The sequence below is a fragment of the Bacillus luti genome, from assembly GCF_009739945.1.
Lineage (GTDB): Bacteria > Bacillota > Bacilli > Bacillales > Bacillaceae_G > Bacillus_A > Bacillus_A luti.
Genome location: NZ_CP040336.1, coordinates 3,369,934 through 3,386,749, shown reverse-complemented (window position 1 = coordinate 3,386,749; position 16,816 = coordinate 3,369,934). Strand labels below are relative to the sequence as shown.

Below are 16,816 nucleotides of genomic sequence, written 5' to 3'. Positions count from 1 at the left end.
ATTTGGTTAGAGAGTTTTTTAGAATGAAAGAGAAGAATGGCAAATGCCATTGAATATGTAACGTTAAACATAGTACATTAACAAGAGGGTTTAATTTTAAAGGGAGGATGAGGAATTGTTGGAGAAGGCGGGGGCTTTAAAAAGTAATCGTATGTATACAGAAGAAGAGCAACAAAAACTATATAAACGAACATTAATAATCGTAAGTATTTCGCAAATGTTCGGCGGGGCAGGGTTAGCTGCTGGAATTACAGTAGGTGCACTTCTTGCGCAGCAAATGCTCGGCACAGATGCATATGCAGGATTACCGGCAGCTATGTTTACGTTGGGATCTGCAGTAGCAGCTTTTATTGTAGGAAAGTTATCACAAAAACATGGTCGCCGCATAGGGCTTGCAGCAGGATTTATAGTAGGTGGATTAGGTGCTATTGGAGTTGTATTGGCAGCTATAACAAATAGTATTATGCTTTTATTAGTCTCTTTACTCATATACGGTGCAGGTACAGCTACAAATCTACAAGCTCGTTATGCTGGTACAGATTTAGCGAATAAGAAGCAACGAGCAACTGCTGTTAGTATTACGATGGTCATGACGACTTTTGGTGCAGTCGCAGGTCCAAATTTAGTAGGTGTAATGGGAAGGTTTGCTCATTCAATTGGAATTCCTGAACTTGCTGGTCCATTCATATTATCAGCAACAGCATTTATACTTGCGGGTCTTGTCCTTTTTGTTATGCTTCGTCCAGATCCGTTACTTATTGCTAATATGATAGAAGCATATAAACAAGAACATACATATAAAGGGAAACCGGTAACAGAAGAAGTGAAAGAAAATAAACGAGGCATTACCGTTGGAGCAATCGTAATGATACTTACTCAAATTGTGATGGTTGCCATTATGACGATGACGCCAGTTCATATGGGACACCATGGCCACGGTTTAAGTGCAGTAGGTCTTGTAATTGGTTTTCATGTAGGTGCAATGTATCTTCCATCTCTCGTTACGGGAATGTTAATTGATAAAATTGGAAGAACTACGATGAGTATAGCTGGTGGAGTAATTTTACTAGCAGCAGGTGTCATAGCTGCGATAGCACCGAGTGATTCTTTAATACTATTAATTGTTGCCTTGTCTTTACTTGGATTAGGATGGAACCTCGGTTTAATAAGTGGTACGGCTCAAATTGTTGATGCAACTATCCCTTCTACACGTGCAAAAACACAAGGGAAGATAGATGTGTTTATTGCGTTAGCGGGAGCTTCAGGCGGAGCGATGTCAGGAATGGTAGTAGCGAATTCAAGTTATGCAGCATTGTCATTAGCTGGAGGTGTTTTAGCTTTCATGCTTATTCCTGTTGTGATATGGTCTCGGAAAGCTTAACTATATAAAGATATGAGAAAGAAAGGGCATGCATGTCGCCCTTTCTTTTTTGTTTGAGTTTAAGTATTATAACAACAGATTTTCGAAGTAAATAGAAACATTTATTGGTCAATAGCCATTAATGCATTTTTGAGGAGATACGCCTTTAAAAGAATATCATTATGATATAATCTTATTTGAATTGGAATTTATTAGATATAAGGGCGGGAGATAATATGGCTTTTCAAACACCATTAACAATTAAGAAAGTTATTGAAAACGTTCATAATAAGAAGTATTTACTACCAGCTATTCAACGTGAGTTTGTTTGGGGAACAGATCAGATTGAAAGGTTATTTGATTCGTTAATGCAAGGTTATCCAGTAGGTTCATTTTTGTTTTGGGATGTTAAGAAAGAAAAAAGTAAAGATTTTCAATTTTATGAGTTTATTAGAAACTATCATGAAAAGAATAATAGGCATAATCCGTTGGCGAGCACGAGTGGTGAAGAGGGGATTATTGCGATATTAGATGGTCAACAACGTCTAACTTCAATGTATATTGCATTAAAAGGAACTTATGCTTATCGTTTGCCGAGAATGAGGAGAGAAAATCCGTTAGCTTATCCTGAACAACAGCTATATGTGGATTTATTAGGACCATCAGATGAGTTTGATACGGTTTATGATTTTAGATTTTTGACTGTTGAGGAGGCAAATGAAAAAATTGAAGGCGTTTATTGGTTTAAAGTGGCGGATATTCTAAATATAAATAGTCCGTTTGAAATAAGTCGATATTTAATACAAAAGGGATTAAATTCAATTGAAGAAGATGAGGCTTTATTTGCAAGTGAAACTCTACATAAGTTATATCAAGTTATAAATGAAATACCGAATATCAATTATTTTTTAGAGGAAGAACAAAACCTAGATAAAGTACTAAATATCTTTATACGAGTGAATAGTGGTGGAACGAAATTAAGTTACTCAGATCTATTATTGTCAATTGCAACAGCCCAATGGAAAAATAAAGATGCTCGACAAGAAATCATTAAGTTCGTAGATGAAATTAATCAAATTGGTGATGGATTTAGGTTTGATAAGGACTTTGTTTTGAAGGCGTGTTTAGTCCTGTGTGATTTCAAAGATATTGCTTTTAAAGTTGATAACTTTAATACCGAAACTATGGAGAAAATAGAAGACAATTGGGATCACGCAAAAGAAGCAATTAGATTGGCTATTAATTTAGTTGCAAGTTTTGGATACAATCAAGATACTTTAACATCTAATAATGCAATTGTTCCGATAGCGTATTATTTATTAAAACGGGATATTCCACATAATTATGTGGAATCAAAAAAATATAAGCAAGATAGAAATCTTGTGAAGAAATGGTTGATTTTAGGGTTGTTAAAAAGGGTTTTCAGTGGACAGCCTGATAATATACTACGAAAATTAAGAAAAGTTATAGCTGCTAATAATAATGACTTCCCTTTGCAACTGATTATTGATGAATTTAAAGGAGAAGCGAAATCATTCACATTTTCTGATGATGAAATTGATAATCTACTATCTTACCAATATGGTCAAAAGCATACATTTTCTATTTTAGCAGTGCTTTATCCACATTTAGATTTTAGGAATAGGTTCCATCTAGATCACATCTTTGCTAAAAGTTTATTCACAAAAAGGAATCTAGCTAAGCGGGGAATTCCACATGAGAAAATAGATGTGTACTTAGAAAATGTAAACTCTATCGTGAATCTTCAGTTGCTAGAAGGAATTCCTAATATAGAAAAATCTGATATGGAATTTGAAAAGTGGTTGAATGAAACGTATAAAGAGTCTACTAAACAAGAAAAATATATGGAAGAAAACTACATACCGATGGTTAGTTTTGAATTTGCAAATTTTGAAGAATTTATTGCAAAGAGAAGAGAATTACTACATGAAAAATTCAAATTACTTGTTTAGCTTATTTTTATGAGTATCTAGTAAATAAAACTTTAAATGTAATAAAAAAGGCTCTAGTTATTCCCTAGAACCTTTTTTATGTTTAACTCAAATTCCACTCTACAATAAGCCCTAAATGCGTAAGTCCACCACCGAATCCATATAGTAAAAGTGTGTCTCCATTATTTAATCTTCCTTCTTTACTAGCCAAATCTAGTGAAAGTGGAATAGAGACGGAAGATGTATTCCCCATAAATTCCACACTCGTTAATGTTTTTTGCATTGGAATTTGAGATTTCTCACAAATAGATTCGATCATTCGTAAGTTAGCGCTATGAGGAATGAACCAGTCTATATCATCTATTTGCATATTTGCGGTATGTAATAGTTCTTTTATCCCCGCTGGCACCGTGCGTGTTGCCCATTTATATACTTCTCTTCCATTTTGAACGATTTTTTCATTTGTTTGTAGTGGCGTGCCATTCATAGTAGTAGATAAATTTGTTCTATATAGATGAATGCCGCCGTCACCATTTGTGCCCATGTGATACGCGATAAAGCTTGGTTTGTTTTCATCTTTTTCTAATAAAATGGCTCCAGCACCATCACCGAATAAAATACATGTTGTTCTATCGGTGTAATCAGTAACTTTTGATAATGTTTCTGTCGCTACGACAAGTACTTTTTCATGCAATCCAGAAGTAATCAAGCTATTACCAACGTGTAGCCCATATGTGAAACCAGCGCAAGTTGCATTTAAATCAAAAGCTAGTGTATGGGGGATGTTGAAGTGTTGTTGTATTTGGCACGCAAGACTAGGAAAAACATAGTCAGCAGTTGTTGTAGCGACGATGATACAGTCTATATCTTCTAAGTTCTTTTTAAATGTTGTACATAAATTTTCAATTGCTTTAATGGCTAAGTGTGAGGAGTATTCATCTTCGCTAGTAATCCTTCTTTCCTTCATTCCTGTTCTTTGTACAATCCATTCATCATTCGTATCGATCATTTTCTCTAAATCATTATTAGATAATATTTGATCTGGAACATAAGTGCCAATTGCAGTAATACGAGATTTAGAATGCATAGGAACATCTCCTAACTTATTTTTATAACCTGATACTAATATCAGGTTATAAAAATGTCAATAAAGATTTTTTGTTTGTGAAAATCATTATATTTTAATAAAAAGAAAATGGATTTGAGGAGTGATGTCCAAATAATATACGGAAAGCTTCTAAAATTGATCATGAAGGGGTTTGAGATTCTTGAAAAGAATCGTATATGTATTGTCTCTAGTTTTAATTTGCAGCCTTACTTATTTTATTTTACCAGAGAAGTCTTACGCTTGTGAGTGTGTGAAAGCATCACCAGAAGAGAAGTTACAAAACAATGATGTAGTGTTTGAAGGTAAGGTATTAGAGGTTCAAGAGAAGGACGGAAAAATGAAAACATTATTTGAAGTGAAGAGAATTTGGAAAGGGACAAGCTCTTCGCAAGTGATTGTATATACAAGTTTTAGTAGTTGTACATTTCCTTTTTCAGAGGGGGGAGAGTACTTAGTCTTTTCTTCTTATAGAGGAGAGGAAAAGTTAGAGACATCTATGTGTAGTGGAACGAAGAGATTAGATGAGGCAGGGGCGGAAAAAGTTGCTTTAAGTCAAATTGCAAAAGAGTCTGTTCCAACGAAGAAAGTGGATTTAAAAGATGAGATGGTGAGCAGTTTAAGTTGGTGGCAAATTGCTATCATTTTTGTTGGTCTATTAAGCATTGCTTTTGTTATTTTTGTTGTGAGAAGAACTCGCAAAAAATGACGATTAAAGTAAAAATATAAAGATTTTCTTTCGCGTGATATAGGTTGTTAATCCTTGTGAAAGCGAATTACTTATGCTACACTTTATGTAACTTAAAATGAACGGAGGGGCTTCCTTTGATCTTAATCAGATTACGTCTCAATACTTTGTGCCAATAATTGAATAGCGCTCAAAGGCTCTGTCTGTGTGCAGAGTGAACGGGATTGGTCTGCCTATTTTAAAGGAACCCTTTATTAAGCTTATATGTGAAAAAGAGGGAGGGACGAATACGCCCTCTTTTTGTTTTGCCTTTATAAATAGAATGGGATCGTATAGGTGAACACTTATTGTGGATACGTATATGATTTTGAGGCTTATTGACTACGAGATAGGATGAAAGTAAAGCTTTCTCCTGTTTGTTTGGTGAACCCTTATCCGTTTACGAAAACACAGGCAGTGACCTGTGTTTTTTATTTTACGTAATCGAAATGGAGGAATTAATATATGGAAGAATTATTACAAAGAGCAGTTTTAGTTGGAGTAAATTTAGGTAATGAAGATGATTTTGCTTATTCGATGGAAGAGTTAACAAATCTTGCAGAAGCTTGTGATGTAGAGGTAATTGGGCAAGTAACGCAAAATTTACAACGAGTAAATCCGTCACATTATATTGGAAAAGGAAAGATTGAAGAAGTAGCAGCCTATGTTAATGAAGTAGATGCGAATATGGTAATATTTAATGACGAATTATCGCCTTCACAAATTCGAAATTTAGAGGCGGATTTAGATTGTAAAGTAATTGACCGTACCATATTAATTTTAGATATTTTTGCGCAACGTGCGAAAACGAAAGAAGCGCAGCTACAAGTAGAAGTAGCACATCTTCAATATATGATGCCTCGTTTAATCGGTCTTCGTGAGTCGTTAGGAAGACAGAGCGGCGGCGTTGGTACGAAAAATAAAGGTGTCGGTGAGAAGAAATTAGAGTTAGACCGTCGTAAAATTGAAGAACAAATTTCAGTTTTAAATAAAGATTTAGAAGCACTTGTTGCACAGCGTCAGACGCAGCGAAAGCAACGTAAGAAAAATGAAATTCCTGTTGTAGCATTAGTAGGTTATACGAACGCAGGAAAGTCAACGACGATGAATGCCATGCTTGAAATTTATAATGGTACAGAAGAAAAACAAGTATTTGAAAAAGATATGTTATTCGCAACGTTAGAAACATCTGTACGAAATATTGATTTGCCAGATAACAAATCATTCTTATTAACAGATACAGTTGGATTTGTAAGTAAATTACCGCATCATCTTGTGAAAGCATTCCGTTCAACATTAGAAGAAGTAGCGGAAGCAGACTTACTTATTCACGTTGTAGATTACGCAAATCCAAATTATGAACAATTAATTGAGATTACAAATGAAACGTTAAAGAAAATTGGAGTAGAAAATATCCCAACCATTTATGCTTATAACAAATCAGATATGGTAGATGTTGAAATTCCGAAAGTACAAGAAGATCGTGTTTATTTATCAGCTAAGAAACATGTTGGAATGGAAGAGCTTGTTGAAATGATTCGTTCACACATTTATAAAGAGTATACGAAGTGTGAAATGTTAATTCCATATGATCAAGGACAGGTGGTTTCTTATTTCAATAATCATGCGCACGTTCTATCTACGAGTTATGAAAACGAAGGTACGAAACTAGAAGTAGAATGTAAGACGAGTGATTACGAAAAGTATAAGCGTTTTGCGATATAAAAAAAGGCGATCCTGATATGTTTTAGGATCGCCTTTTTTGCGTAGATGCAAGCTTACCTATTGTCCTAACTTAGTATAAAAGAGTTTATATGAAAAAAATCTGATGAAACAGATGTGAAAAATATGTTATTTCAGAAGTGATATTTCTGGAAAAAGAAACGAAACCAGTATAGAATAGAAATGTTTCAAAAGTCAGAATTTATTATGGTTAAAGTTTTATTTTATTACACTTAATGTAATAAATATATTTTGTACAGGAAGGAGCGATTCATATATGCAGGCAGCTTCACAAAAAAACACAGTAGAAACACCGACAATATACCGAATATTATTTGCGATTAGTTTCGGACACTTTCTAAATGATTCGATGCAAGCAGTTGTACCGGCGCTGTTTCCTATTTTGGAAAAAACAATGAATTTATCCTATATGCAAGTGGGATGGATTGCATTTGCGTTAAATATGACGTCATCCATTATGCAGCCGGTTTTTGGTATGTATTCGGATAAGAAGCCATCACCATTTTTATTACCGCTCGGTATGTTTTCGAGTATGCTTGGAATGATTGGACTCGCGTTTGCACCGAATTTTATTATTGTTATTATTTCTGTTTTATTTATTGGATTAGGTTCCGCAGTCTTTCATCCAGAAGGTGCTCGAGTTGCCTATATGGCAGCAGGTGCAAAACGAGGGTTAGCACAAGCGATTTATCAAGTGGGAGGAAATACAGGGAATTCTCTGGCTCCTATTTTTACAGCATTAATTTTCGTTCCGCTCGGTCAAATTGGATCTTTAGGTTTTACTGCATTTGCAGCGGTAGGAATTGTATTATTAATTTTCGTATCAAATTGGTATAGGAATGAATTAGCAACTGGCGCTGTGAGAAGAAAAAAGAGAGCTGCACTTGAGGCAGAAAATGCGATTGTAAGTACACATATTAAATTTGTTATTTTACTTCTTGTTTTTCTTACTTTTGTACGTTCTTGGTACGGTGCTGGTATTGGGAATTTCTATCAATTTTATTTAATTGAGCATTACGGTCTATCTATAAAAAATGCCCAGTATTTCGTATTTGCATTTATGATTGCCGGTGTGTTAGGAACTTTCTTTGGTGGTCCACTAGCAGATCGATTTGGAAAGAAAACAATTATTGTATTTTCAATGCTTGGTTCAGCGCCGCTTGCACTTTTACTACCTCATGTTTCTCTCGTGTGGGTCGTACCGTTATTTTTATGTATCGGGTTTATTAGTTCAAGTAGTTTTAGTGTAATTGTTGTATACGCGCAAGAGCTTGTACCTGGAAAAGTAGGGATGGTATCTGGATTAATTGTAGGGCTTGCGTTTGGACTCGGAGCTTTAGGATCTGTAGTTCTTGGGAAATTGGCGGACATATATAGTCTACAATTCATTATGTTACTATGTAGTTGTCTACCATTAATTGGACTTACTTCATGGCTATTACCAAATGATAAGAAAACGACAGAATAGGGGATGCACTATGAAATTATGTGAAAACGTAACAGAATTAATAGGAGATACACCTGTTGTCCGATTATCTAAATTTGTTCCAGAAGACGCAGCAGATGTGTATGTAAAACTAGAAATGTTTAATCCATCGCGCAGTGTAAAAGACCGTGCTGCCTATAATTTACTGCACGTTGCAGAAGAGAATGGTCTTATTAAACCAGGAAATACAATTATTGAGCCAACAAGTGGAAATACAGGAATAGGCTTAGCGATGAATGCAGCCGCTAAAGGGTATAAAGCGATTTTAATTATGCCGGATAATATGTCCAAAGAAAGAATTAACTTATTGAAAGCATACGGAGCAGAAGTAGTTTTAACACCAGCAGAACAAAGAATGCCAGGGGCAATTGCGAAGGCGTTAGAACTGCAAAAGCAAATTCCAAATAGTTTTATTCCGCAACAATTTGAAAATCCAGCAAACCCGAATATTCACCGTTATACGACTGCACTTGAAATTTATGAACAAATGGATGGAGAGCTTGATGCTTTTGTTGCAACGGCAGGAACTGGTGGAACGATTACAGGGACTGGGGAAACGTTAAAAGAGAAACTACCAAACTTATATATTGCAGTAGTAGAACCGAAAGGATCACCTGTTTTATCAGGCGGTGTTCCGGGTCCTCATAAACTAGTAGGAACAAGTCCAGGGTTTATCCCAAAAAACTTAAATACGGAAGTGTATAACGAAATTATTCAAATTGCAGACGAAGAGGCTTTAACGACAATGAGAAACTTAGCTAGACAAGAGGGGTTATTAGTTGGGCCATCTTCAGGGGCGTCTGTTTACGCAGCAATTATGATTGCAAAACGATTAGGCGCTGGTAAAAAAGTTTTATGTATTGCACCTGATACAGGTGAACGTTATTTGAGTATGGGATTATTTGAATGAAAATGATAGAAACAGCTTAATCGTGAAATTGTCACGATTAAGCTGTTTGTTTTAGGGTGTAAAGAGGGGGAGAATGACAATGAAACTATTAAAACCAATGCATGAATATAGTGAACAAATTATGGAGTATCGAGAGGCGTTTTTACATGCTGATGAACAACCACATGGCAGTAGTTCTTTACAAAATTTTGATGTACTTGGTGGATGGTTTGAAAAAGTGAGTATACAAGAAGTAGGAGAAAATTTACAAGCTAATCGAGTACCATCTAGTCAATTTTTAAGTTTTGAAAAAGGGGAACTTATAGGTTTTGTGAATATTAGACATCGATTAAACGAAGAATTATTGCGGGAAAGTGGTCATATTGGATATAGTGTCCATCCGAATAAACGTCGCCAAGGTTATGCGACAAAACAATTAAAACTCGCATTAGGTGAAGCGCAAAAGTTAGGGTTGCAGAGAGTGTTAATAACTTGTGATAAAGTTAATATCGCATCGGCTAAAACGATTCAAAAGGTTGGCGGTGTGTTAGAAGATGAAGTATTTTCTTCTCATTCAGGCGAAATTGTTCAGCGTTATTGGATAGAAATATGATTTAGTAGGAACTTGAAAAGGTAATATTGAAATAGATAAATGAAAAAGTAATGATGTACTGCAATTTTAGGGGGAAATGAAGTGGGATTAAAAGAGAAAGCAATAGAAATGTCGGAGATTTATAGGGGCAATCCGAAAGTGGAGGCTATTATTTTAGCGGGTTCAGTAGCAAGAAAATTAGAAGATGAACATTCAGATATTGAATTACATGTTTTATGGTCAGAACCACCAGAGGATGAAGATCGTAGGGCTCCTATTAATAGTATTGAAGGGACAGTTTTGTCCTATCATCCTTATGAGGAAGAAGAGTGGTCGGAAACGTATTTGACGACAGAAGGAATTAAATTAGAGATTAGTAATTTTTTAACAGTGACTGTAGAAAAGATTATTTCAGAAGTTGTAGAACGTTATGATATAAATTATGAGAAACAATGTATTGTATCATCGGTTCATGATGGTGTTAGTTTGTATGGAGAAGAGAAAGTGAATGAATTAAAAGAGAGAGTTGTAACATATCCAGAAGATCTAGCGAAACGGATGATTTCAGAAAATCTTTGGTTAAGCAATCGTTGGTATAATCGAGAGGCTCTTTTAAAACGAAAAGATTGGCTTATGCTATATGATGTTATTTGTGAAGTGCAAAGAAATATATTTGGGACCTTATTTGGTTTGAATAAAATGTATGTGCATCATCCTGCATTTAAATGGATGCAGTATAATGTGGAACGAATGAGTATTAAGCCTGAAAACTTATATGAGCGTATGGCGAATACGTTGATGGAGAAACCGGAGTATAGTGTGCAGGAGTTAGAAATGTTAATAAAAGAGGTATTATATTTAGTAGAACACCATGCTCCTGAATTAAATATTGCTGAGCAACAAAAATATATTCAATATGCAAAATAAAAAGAAGAGATGTAACAATGAGTTACATCTCTTCTTTTTATTTTACTAATTTCCCCAATACAGGTAAACGTTGAATACGATCACCAAGAATATGTGAAGCAAGTCCACTTGTTAATACGAATAAAAGGTAAACAACCCCTCCTACAGCGCCACATATAAATACAATAAGCAGTGATTCGATATAAGATTGTCCAGGGATAATCCATTTTAAAATAGCTTTTAAAGCAATTACAACAGCAGACATTGCTGCGGAGTAAATCGTAATAAGGAGTACTGTTTTTGCTGTTTCGCCAATTTTAAATTTCGCAAACTTAATGATGCAGTACAACATAATAACATTGGAAACGAGGTATCCAAGAATTGTTCCAATTACAGCACCGTGTCCACCAAATAAATGTAAGAGCGGTGTATTTACTAAAACTTTAACGAGAATACCGACTGAGAAAGCAATCATCGTTTTTCTTTGATAATCGATTCCTTGTAAAATAGCTGCTGAAACTGTGAAAATCGCACTTAATATAGCAGAAGGTGCAAATGAAATTAAATATTGTGATCCACCATGTGCAATTTCAGGATTTACATAAACCATACGGAATGCATCGTAAGCGATGCTAGCAAGACCGAATGCAGCTGGGATAGTGAAGAATAACAAGACTTGAAATATCTTTGCAATTTGTTCTTGTAATTCTTCTAGTTTCCCGCTTGTATAAGATTTCGTTATTGCCGGAATAATCGTTAATGAGAATCCAGTTGCAAGTGAAGCTGGAATCATAATTAACTTTTGTGCATAGTTCGTTATATAAGCGAACACTGCATTCGCTGTTTCTAACGGCTCTCCCATTGCTCTAAGGACATCAGCTACAGTATATTGATCTACTAATGTATAGAGCGGAATTGCAATACCGACAAAGACAATTGGGATTGCATATCGAAGTAATTCTATATAAATATTTTTTAACGGAATATTGGATGCTCTTGATTTTAATTCGCCTTCGGGAGGTTTTAATCGGTTATATTTTTTCCAGTACATCATTAGAATAGAAACGCTGGCAAGCGCCCCGATAACAGCACCAAACGTAGCAACTGCAACAGAAGAAGCTACTGAACCCCCTAATAGTTTTGAGACGATAAAACTGCCGACTAAAATGAAAACAACACGCGCAATTTGTTCTACCACTTGAGAAACAGCACTAGGTTTCATATGTTGGAAACCTTGGAAATAACCACGGGTAACACTCATAGCTGGTACAATAATAAGTGCGAAACTTAATGCTCGCATCGTAAGTGTTACATCGGCAATAAATTGTGGATCTGGTGTTTTCGAGCGAATAATAAATTGTGATATATACGGTGCTCCAATAAATAAAATTAAAAATCCTAAAAAGCCCATAAACAACATCAATTTTACGCTCGAGTTATACAATTTTTTACTTGTACTATAATCACCAAGCGCATTATGTTTTGCAACAAATTTGGAGACGGCAATAGGAATACCAGCTGTTGAAAAGCTTAATAAAATACCGTACCAAGAGTATGCATATCCATATAAAGCAACCCCTTGCGTTCCAACTAATAATTGAAAAGGGAAGAAGTATATAAATCCTAAAATACGTGAAATCATTGTGGCACCGCTTAATAAAGCAGTTCCTTTTAAAACTTTTGACGTAGACAAAACTCTTTCCTCCTACTCACGCTATCTTACATTCATCGTATACTACTATAAACCTGCTAGAGAAGTTAATACAGTACAAACCATAAATGTTCTAATACTATTCATTTAAAAGTCATATTTTGAATGTTTAAATAGATTGTAATACATAAAAATTCAAAATATAAGTTGACACTATTTTTAATGTATGATAAAAATGATAGTAATCAATTCGGAAAATAATATTTGGGCAATGAAAGGGTATAGTAGTGAATATCTCCCTATTTCAGAGAGCTGATGGTTGGTGTGAATCAGTATATAGATTATTCATGAAGTTCGTCCTGGAGCATCTTTCATAAATCTCACATTGTGAGGAAATGAAAGACGGTAGTTTATACCGTTATCAAATAAAGTGGTGAAGATTGTTTCACAACTAGGGTGGTACCGCGATATTTATCGTCCCTACGTATTTACGTAGGGACGTTTTTTATTTAGGTCCTAACTTTGTTGTGGCTTCATAACTAGGGTGGTACCGCGATATTTTTATCGTCCCTACGTATTTGCGTAGGGGCGTTTTTTATTTAGGTCCTAACTTTGTTGTGGCTTCATAACTAGGGTGGTACCGCGATATTTTTGTCGTCCCTACGTATTTACGTAGGGGCGTTTTTTTATTATTAGGGAGGAAGTGAACGTATTAGAAAAGAGTATTGATAGAACAATATAAATACTGAACTGAAACAAAGAAAAAGAGACAGAGAGGAGATTAACAAATGAATTCACAGCAATGGACATCAAAATTAGGTTTCGTATTAGCTGCAGCAGGTTCAGCAATTGGTCTTGGAGCGATTTGGAAATTCCCATATATGGCCGGCATTGGAGGGGGCGGCGCGTTCTTCCTTATTTTCATCGGTTTCACATTATTAATTGGATTACCGCTATTATTAGCTGAATTCGTTATTGGAAGAAGCACACAAAAAGAGGCCGTTGATGCGTACAGAGAGATTGCTCCTAAAACGTTATGGCCGTGGTTAGGTAAATTGGGGATTGTAACTTGTTTCATATTACTTTCTTTCTACAGCGTTGTAGGAGGTTGGATTTTATTATATTTATGGAATGCAATTACAGGTAGACTATGGGAAGGAAATGGGGCATACGAAGCTACGTTTGGTGAAATCATTTCCAAACCGTATTTAGCAGTTGGATCACAGCTATTATTCATCCTTATTACTATTTTTATCGTAAGTAAAGGTGTACAAAATGGTGTTGAAAAAGTAAATAAATATTTCATGCCAGCATTATTCGTTTTATTCTTTGTATTAATTGTTCGTGCACTTACATTAGACGGTGCTGGAGAAGGAGTTCGCTTCTTCTTACAACCTGATTTCTCAAATGTAACGTCAGAAATTATTTTATATGCAATGGGACAATCGTTCTTCTCGCTATCTGTCGGTGTAGCCGTTATGGTAACATATAGCTCATACTTACCGAAAGAGGAAAGTTTACCGCGTTCAGCATTTTCTATCGTAGCTTTAACGCTTGTTATTACATTACTTGCAGGACTTGCGATCTTCCCAGTTGTATTCGCATTTGGAATGGAACCATCTCAAGGACCGGGGCTATTATTTATCGTATTGCCAGCTATTTTCAGTAAAATGGCGTTCGGAAAATTATTCTTCATCGTTTTCTTATTACTATTCTTCTTTGCTACTATTACATCAGCAATTTCGATGTTAGAAATTAGCGTTGCATCTTTAACTGCAAAAGGTAAAGGGAAACGTGAAAAAATGGCTTTAATCGTTGGATTATTAATCTTCGTTGTTGGGGTACCATCAGCATTATCATTCGGTTTGTTAAGCGATGTGAAACCATTTGGAAAAACAATTTTTGATTTAGCAGATTATACGGTTAGTAACATACTAATGCCACTTGGCGTATTGCTGGTTTCCATCTTCGTTCCTTTAAAAATGAAGAAAGATGTATTAATGAAAGAGCTTGGTGTAAGTAAAAATAAAGGCTATAAATTATTCGTATTATGGTTATTCTTACTTCGCTATATTGCACCAATTGCAATTATTATCGTATTCCTAAATGTACTTGGAATTATTTAATAAGAAAGGTAGCGTATCGTGGTATGATACGCTACCTTTTTATTTTGCTCTTTTTTGCAATTCATTTACTGTTACGAAATGATATCCCTTCTTAGATAAAGAGTCTAAAATACCTTCAATGGTCTGTAAATTTTCATTAGATTCATCATACATAGAGTGTAATAAAATGATAGAACCTGGTTTTACATTTTTATTAACGTATGCAATCTTATCGGCCGCAGATTTATAAAACGTATCAGGCTCAAGATCCCATGTAATCGTTTCGATATTGTTTTTATTTAAATAATAGGGCAGACCAATTAGCTTTTTTCCGTTAGGTGGTCTAAAATCAATTGCGCCTGTAAATCCTGTTTGGCGGATTAATGAATTCGTTTTTTCTATTTCTTCTTTAATAAAAGATGGTGTTTTAAAAACCATTCTGTTATGAGAGTATGTATGGTTTCCAACTTGGTGCCCAGATTGTACGATAGCTTTTCCTAACGATAAATTTTTCTCTAATTCATTTCCGATTAAAAAGAAAGTAGCTTTTGCATTGTATTTATCTAGTAGCGGTAATATTTGTTTTACATTGTTAGTAGGACCATCATCAAAAGTTAAAGCAATCACTTTTTCATTTGTTTCTACGCGATTTGTTAAATCTCCAAATAATTGAAAGGTCCTGGCATTCATCAATTTGTATGTTCCGAATAATGCTACAGTAATAATGAATAATGTAGCGATTGTAATGATTATTTTCTTTTTCATAAAGCAACCTCACTATACTTTTGTATTGGACTAAAAAGTATTATATCAAACTTAGTAGTTTCGTGCGTTAAAAAGGATGTGGATGCAAGTGGAAGGAATTTATCATATAATAAAATGTAAAAGGTATATTAGGAGGTGTTTACATGGCGATTATAATTCAATTGCCGGACACTGCAACGTCTCATGCAAAGCCAAGTATGGAAATGGCGATACTTTGCGTGAGGTAGACAAGTAATATACAATCGCCTAAATGAGCTCGTATCATTTTTATATTTGGCTTTGCACCTTATTGAAATGAACCATAAAAAATAAGGGGCGAGCAGAAATGAAATACGTAAAAGCTGCGACAGTTTTACCAGAAAGTTTAATTACTGAAATTCAAAAGTATATACAAGGTGAAACAATTTACATTCCAAAACAAGAAACGAAACATTATAAATGGGGTACACGATCAGGCGGAAGAAAACAACTTGATGAAAGAAATAAAGCAATTAAAGAAGCGTTTAAAAGTGGAATTGCTATTCATCAACTGGCAGAAGAGTATTTTCTTTCTGGAGAAACGATTAAAAAAATTGTGTATTCCAAATGAAAATAAAAGAGTCTAGTTCAAATGTTATTTTGAACTAGACTCTTTTTGCTTTTTATATATTGGATATATTGCGTATGAATGGGAAAGATAATAGAAAAATGTGCCGTTTTTTTACTAAATAGAATATTTGAGTGAAAAGCAGAAAGGTGAGCAGCTATGAATCATATTGGACAAATAACGATAGAGCTTTTAGTTGGCTTTTTTGTGCTGTTAATTGCTACGAAAATATTAGGGAAAACACAAATATCTCAGCTAACACCCTTTGATTTTATTTCTGCTATCGTCCTTGGTGAGCTCGTTGGAAATTCAATATATGACCCTAAAATTAAAGTGTGGTCTATTTTATATTCAGTATTTGTATGGGTAATTTTAATTTATACAATAGAAGTGATAACGCAAAAAATAAGAGGAACAAGAAGGTTTTTTGAAGGGTATCCTTCAATTATTATTCGTAACGGAAAGATTGATCGTGACCAATTAAGTGTAAATCATTTGGACATTAACCAATTACAACAAATGCTTAGGCAACAAAAAGACATATTTTCAATCCGAGAAGTTGAGTATATGATATTGGAACCTAACGGAAACATAAGTGTTCTGAAAAAAAGTAAATACGAATCTCCCACTATAAATGATTTAAGTTTAAAACATAAGCCTGTATACTTACCAATTTCATTAATTAGTGATGGGATAGTAGTTAAGGATAATTTGAGGGAAGCAGGTTTTGATGAAGGATGGCTATATAAACAAATAAAGCAAAAAGGGATTACTAAATTTGAAGACGTATTATATGCGGAATGGAAAACAGATGATGGTTTCTTTTGTCAGGAAATGAATCGTTAGAACATAATCAGAGTATGTAATTTTCATTTCTAAGTTATCTTTTACATATCAAAGAACGTAATCATTGTATACAATAGAACTAGATTAACAATTTGTATGGAGT

The 16,816-nt window shown here is 34.6% G+C and carries 14 protein-coding genes and 1 other annotated feature; of the genes, 11 read left to right on the top strand and 3 right to left on the bottom strand.

Annotation, left to right across the window (positions count from 1 at the left end; all coding sequences use genetic code 11):
- Positions 1 to 115 precede the first annotated feature (115 nt).
- On the top strand, positions 116 to 1,381 hold the full coding sequence (locus tag EUC40_RS17155; RefSeq protein ID WP_156576103.1) for an MFS transporter: 1,266 nt from the start codon (positions 116 to 118) through the stop codon (positions 1,379 to 1,381).
- Positions 1,382 to 1,596: 215 nt separating this feature from the next.
- On the top strand, positions 1,597 to 3,333 hold the full coding sequence (locus EUC40_RS17150) for a DUF262 domain-containing protein (RefSeq protein WP_156576102.1): 1,737 nt from the start codon (positions 1,597 to 1,599) through the stop codon (positions 3,331 to 3,333).
- 82 nt (positions 3,334 to 3,415) lie between these two features.
- Here EUC40_RS17150 and EUC40_RS17145 read toward each other — a convergent pair whose 3' ends face one another.
- Complete coding sequence (locus tag EUC40_RS17145) at positions 3,416 to 4,399, bottom strand: ketoacyl-ACP synthase III (protein WP_156576101.1); 984 nt, start codon at positions 4,397 to 4,399, stop codon at positions 3,416 to 3,418.
- Positions 4,400 to 4,580: 181 nt separating this feature from the next.
- Here EUC40_RS17145 and EUC40_RS17140 point away from each other — a divergent pair, with 181 nt between their 5' ends.
- From EUC40_RS17140 to EUC40_RS17115, 6 genes are all read left to right on the top strand, one after another.
- Positions 4,581 to 5,126 carry a cobalamin biosynthesis protein CbiN gene (locus EUC40_RS17140; protein ID WP_156576100.1) on the top strand — a complete coding sequence of 182 codons (546 nt, stop codon included), beginning with the start codon at positions 4,581 to 4,583 and terminating at the stop codon, positions 5,124 to 5,126.
- A 483-nt stretch (positions 5,127 to 5,609) separates the two neighbouring features.
- A complete protein-coding gene (hflX, locus tag EUC40_RS17135; RefSeq protein WP_071712395.1) occupies positions 5,610 to 6,869 on the top strand; it encodes a GTPase HflX in 1,260 nt (419 codons plus the stop codon).
- 274 nt (positions 6,870 to 7,143) lie between these two features.
- Positions 7,144 to 8,355 carry an MFS transporter gene (locus tag EUC40_RS17130; RefSeq protein ID WP_156576099.1) on the top strand — a complete coding sequence of 404 codons (1,212 nt, stop codon included), beginning with the start codon at positions 7,144 to 7,146 and terminating at the stop codon, positions 8,353 to 8,355.
- A gap of 10 nt (positions 8,356 to 8,365) precedes the next feature.
- Positions 8,366 to 9,283: a cysteine synthase A gene (gene cysK, locus EUC40_RS17125; RefSeq protein ID WP_156576098.1), complete on the top strand. Its 918-nt coding sequence runs from the start codon at positions 8,366 to 8,368 to the stop codon at positions 9,281 to 9,283.
- A 79-nt stretch (positions 9,284 to 9,362) separates the two neighbouring features.
- The gene (locus EUC40_RS17120; RefSeq protein WP_156576097.1) at positions 9,363 to 9,875 is read left to right on the top strand and encodes a GNAT family N-acetyltransferase; all 513 of its coding nucleotides are present in this window, start codon (positions 9,363 to 9,365) and stop codon (positions 9,873 to 9,875) included.
- An 81-nt stretch (positions 9,876 to 9,956) separates the two neighbouring features.
- Positions 9,957 to 10,781, top strand: coding sequence for a DUF4037 domain-containing protein (locus EUC40_RS17115; RefSeq protein ID WP_156576096.1), 825 nt, complete (start codon positions 9,957 to 9,959; stop codon positions 10,779 to 10,781).
- 37 nt (positions 10,782 to 10,818) lie between these two features.
- Here EUC40_RS17115 and EUC40_RS17110 read toward each other — a convergent pair whose 3' ends face one another.
- Positions 10,819 to 12,453 carry a putative polysaccharide biosynthesis protein gene (locus EUC40_RS17110; protein WP_156576095.1) on the bottom strand — a complete coding sequence of 545 codons (1,635 nt, stop codon included), beginning with the start codon at positions 12,451 to 12,453 and terminating at the stop codon, positions 10,819 to 10,821.
- 220 nt (positions 12,454 to 12,673) lie between these two features.
- Positions 12,674 to 12,896 (top strand) — a binding site (T-box leader).
- 303 nt (positions 12,897 to 13,199) lie between these two features.
- Between EUC40_RS17110 and EUC40_RS17105 the strand changes: the two genes are divergently transcribed.
- On the top strand, positions 13,200 to 14,537 hold the full coding sequence (locus EUC40_RS17105; RefSeq protein ID WP_156576094.1) for a sodium-dependent transporter: 1,338 nt from the start codon (positions 13,200 to 13,202) through the stop codon (positions 14,535 to 14,537).
- 39 nt (positions 14,538 to 14,576) lie between these two features.
- Here the strand turns inward: EUC40_RS17105 and EUC40_RS17100 are convergent, their stop codons facing one another.
- The gene (locus EUC40_RS17100; protein WP_156576093.1) at positions 14,577 to 15,281 is read right to left on the bottom strand and encodes a polysaccharide deacetylase family protein; all 705 of its coding nucleotides are present in this window, start codon (positions 15,279 to 15,281) and stop codon (positions 14,577 to 14,579) included.
- A gap of 325 nt (positions 15,282 to 15,606) precedes the next feature.
- Here EUC40_RS17100 and EUC40_RS17095 point away from each other — a divergent pair, with 325 nt between their 5' ends.
- Positions 15,607 to 15,870 carry a CD3324 family protein gene (locus tag EUC40_RS17095; protein WP_000878308.1) on the top strand — a complete coding sequence of 88 codons (264 nt, stop codon included), beginning with the start codon at positions 15,607 to 15,609 and terminating at the stop codon, positions 15,868 to 15,870.
- 156 nt (positions 15,871 to 16,026) lie between these two features.
- Positions 16,027 to 16,713 (top strand): DUF421 domain-containing protein, encoded by a 687-nt coding sequence (locus EUC40_RS17090; RefSeq protein ID WP_071712403.1) that lies wholly within the window; start codon positions 16,027 to 16,029, stop codon positions 16,711 to 16,713.
- Positions 16,714 to 16,816: the final 103 nt, after the last annotated feature.

Bases quoted from the DNA above. Each gene is read 5' to 3' on its own strand.
- EUC40_RS17150 (WP_156576102.1), top strand. From the start codon at position 1,597: ATGGCTTTTCAAACACCATTAACAATTAAGAAAGTTATTGAAAACGTT.
- EUC40_RS17145 (WP_156576101.1), bottom strand. From the start codon at position 4,399: ATGCATTCTAAATCTCGTATTACTGCAATTGGCACTTATGTTCCAGAT.
- hflX (WP_071712395.1), top strand. From the start codon at position 5,610: ATGGAAGAATTATTACAAAGAGCAGTTTTAGTTGGAGTAAATTTAGGT.
- EUC40_RS17130 (WP_156576099.1), top strand. From the start codon at position 7,144: ATGCAGGCAGCTTCACAAAAAAACACAGTAGAAACACCGACAATATAC.
- cysK (WP_156576098.1), top strand. From the start codon at position 8,366: ATGAAATTATGTGAAAACGTAACAGAATTAATAGGAGATACACCTGTT.
- EUC40_RS17120 (WP_156576097.1), top strand. From the start codon at position 9,363: ATGAAACTATTAAAACCAATGCATGAATATAGTGAACAAATTATGGAG.
- EUC40_RS17105 (WP_156576094.1), top strand. From the start codon at position 13,200: ATGAATTCACAGCAATGGACATCAAAATTAGGTTTCGTATTAGCTGCA.
- EUC40_RS17100 (WP_156576093.1), bottom strand. From the start codon at position 15,281: ATGAAAAAGAAAATAATCATTACAATCGCTACATTATTCATTATTACT.
- EUC40_RS17095 (WP_000878308.1), top strand. From the start codon at position 15,607: ATGAAATACGTAAAAGCTGCGACAGTTTTACCAGAAAGTTTAATTACT.
- EUC40_RS17090 (WP_071712403.1), top strand. From the start codon at position 16,027: ATGAATCATATTGGACAAATAACGATAGAGCTTTTAGTTGGCTTTTTT.